2 protein-coding genes are annotated in these 2,239 nt (G+C 61.4%); both read left to right on the top strand.

The annotated features are described in order from the left end of the window. The first annotated feature begins 112 nt into the window (after window positions 1–112). Entirely contained in the window at window positions 113–1,645 is a 1,533-nt protein-coding gene (istA, locus tag DY251_RS21135) for an IS21 family transposase (protein WP_116625877.1), read from the top strand. Next, window positions 1,635–2,239: ATP-binding protein (locus tag DY251_RS21140; protein ID WP_116625878.1), on the top strand; the 605-nt coding region annotated here is incomplete at its 3' end. The genes istA and DY251_RS21140, both read left to right, overlap by 11 nt.

Raw genomic sequence — 2,239 nt, forward strand, 5'->3', positions numbered from 1 at the left:
TGTTGATTTCCACCCAGAAGTGAGCCGGGTAGGCGTCTAATTTCCACTGAGAATTGAGCCATGTGAACCTTTCCCCAAAGCGGTGAGCGGCGGGGGTAACGGAGTGATCCACATGGGACTTTTGAACATCATCCGACGCATGCACTTGCGGCAGAACCTGTCGATCCGCGAGATCGCGCGGCGGACGGGGCTGTCGCGGAATACCGTGACCAAGCACCTAGCTGCGGGCACGATCGAGCCAACCTTCGCCACGCCGGAGCGGCCGAGCAAGCTTGCCCCCTTTGCCGAGAAGCTGGCCGGCTGGCTGAAGACGGAGGCCGGGAAGTCACGCAAGCAGCGCCGGACGTTGAAGCAATTGCATGCCGATCTCGTGGCGCTCGGCTTCACCGGCTCCTATGGCCGGGTTGCGGCCTTTGCACGTCAATGGCGGGAAGAACGCCAGCGCGAGCAACAGACCACGGGACGCGGGACCTTTGTTCCGCTGTCGTTCCACCCGGGCGAGGCCTTCCAGTTCGACTGGAGCGAGGATTTTGCAGTGCTGGGCGGCGAGCGCGTAAAGCTGCAGATGGCGCATATAAAACTCGCGCACAGCCGGGCCTTTTTACTGCGTGCCTATCCGTTGCAGACCCACGAGATGCTGTTTGATGCCCATTGGCATGCGTTCCGGGTCTTTGGTGGTGTGCCAAGCCGCGGGATCTACGATAACATGAAGACTGCGGTGGATCGTGTCGGCCGCGGCAAGGAGCGGCAGATCAACATGCGCTTCCTCGCGATGACGAACCACTATGTTTACGAGCCCGACTTCTGCAACCCGGCGGCGGGCTGGGAGAAAGGTCAGGTCGAGAAGAATGTTCGGGATTCCCGCCACCAGATGTTGCAAGGGATGCCGGGCTTCCCCGATCTGGCCGCGCTGAATGCCTGGCTGGAACAACGGTGTCAGGATCTGTGGCGGGAGACGGCACATGGAACACGGGCTGGCACGATCGCCGATGTCTGGGTCGAAGAACAGGCAGCCCTGATGCCACTGCCCGTCGCTTTTGACGGCTTCATCGAGTTGAGCAAGCGCGTGTCGCCCACCTGCCTGATCAGCTTCGAGCGTAATCGCTACAGCGTTCCGGCATCCTTTGCGAACCGTCCTGTCAGCCTGCGGATCTATCCGGATCGGCTGGTCGTGGCGGCCGAGGGTAACATCCTGTGCGAACATCCGCGGATCATCGAACGCGGCCACCACTTGCCATCGCGGACGATCTACGACTGGCGACATTATCTGGCGGTCGTTCAGCGCAAGCCCGGAGCCCTCAGGAATGGCGCACCCTTCCTGGAATTGCCGCCTGCCTTCAGACAGTTGCAGGATCAGATCCTGCGCAAACCCGGCGGTGACCGCGAGATGGTCGATATCCTCGCCCTTGTGATGCAGCACGATGAATATGCCGTGCTCACCGCCGTGGAACTCGCGCTGACCGAGGGCGTGCCGACGAAGACCCATGTTCTGAACCTGTTGCACCGGCTGGTCGATGGAAAGGTGATCGGCGGGCCGCCACTGGATACCCCACAGGCGCTGACCTTGCACCTCGAACCCAAGGCCAATGTCGAGCGCTATGACGGCCTGCGCAACGAGATCGCTGGAGGCCGACATGCGTCATGATCCCGCCAGCGGTGCCATTGTCATCATGCTGCGCAGTCTGAAGATGTATGGCATGGCGCAAGCCGTCACCGATCTGATCGAACAAGGTGCACCGGCCTTTGAAGCCACCATCCCGATCCTGTCACAATTGCTGAAGGCCGAATTGGCGGAGCGCGAGGTCCGGTCCATCGCCTATCACATGAAGGCTGCGCGCTTCCCGGCCTACAAGGACCTCTCAGGCTTTGACTTCGCCGCCAGCGAGATCAATGAGGCCACCGTCCGGACACTGCATCGCTGCGAGTTCATGGACGGGGCGCAGAATGTCGTGCTGATCGGCGGCCCGGGCACCGGTAAGACCCATGCCGCGACGGCCCTCGGTATCCAGGCCATCGAGCACCATCGCCGCAAAGTCCGCTTCTTCTCCACTATCGAGCTGGTCAATGCCCTCGAACAGGAAAAGGCCAAGGGCAAGACCGGCCAGATCGCGGAAGGCATGACCAAGCTCGATCTCGTGATCCTCGATGAACTGGGCTATCTGCCGTTCAGCGCCTCGGGTGGTGCCTTGCTATTCCACCTGCTGAGCAAGCTCTACGAGCGCACCAGCGTAGTGATCAC

It is taken from the genome of Mesorhizobium denitrificans, from assembly GCF_003403035.1.
Classification (GTDB): Bacteria; Pseudomonadota; Alphaproteobacteria; order Rhizobiales; family Rhizobiaceae; genus Mesorhizobium_G; species Mesorhizobium_G denitrificans.